The organism is Lentzea kentuckyensis, assembly GCF_002150765.1.
GTDB classification, from domain to species: domain Bacteria; phylum Actinomycetota; class Actinomycetes; order Mycobacteriales; family Pseudonocardiaceae; genus Lentzea; species Lentzea kentuckyensis.
This window is the reverse complement of sequence record NZ_MUYM01000246.1, coordinates 1063-1556: the sequence shown is the minus strand read 5'-3', so window position 1 is coordinate 1556 and position 494 is coordinate 1063. Positions and strand designations below refer to the sequence as shown.

Here is a 494-nt window from a genome sequence, read left to right as displayed (position 1 = left end):
GAGCGGCGTCAGGTCCGCGAACTTCGGCCGCGGGTGCGGCTTGCGCCCGTTGACCGTGTCCACGCTGATGAGCTTGTCGTTCTCGGCCTGGCCGCTGATCTGGTCGCCGCGGCGCAGGTCGTGTTGCCTCACGAGACTCTGCGGCACCTGCGGCCCGTCAACGAGAAAAGCCTTGCTGTTGCGTATGTCGAGTACACCGATGTACATCGGTCTGTCCTTTCAGGAGGGTTGTCTTCAGTCGCGCTTCATCGACTCCGCACCCCGAGCTCGTGTACGTGCTCGTGTCGGGAGGAGAGCGCTTCCAGATGCCGTTGGGTCGCATCTGATGTGGGTCCGCCAGCATTCGAAGCTGGGGGTTGTGAGCTGCGGATCCAGGACGGTCCAGCAGCTGATCGGAACTTACGTGCGCTTAGCCGCGCACCGCCGGTTACAAACGGACTGTAGCAGACAACGCCTCGACTACGCTTGTTATTCCTGAGCAGGCTGCCGGAAGT

The 494-nt window shown here is 62.3% G+C and carries 1 pseudogene; it reads right to left on the bottom strand.

What is annotated here, in order from left to right:
- Positions 1-207, bottom strand: a pseudogene (locus tag B0F77_RS46425) (hypothetical protein); the annotation flags it as partial.
- Positions 208-494 lie beyond the last annotated feature (287 nt).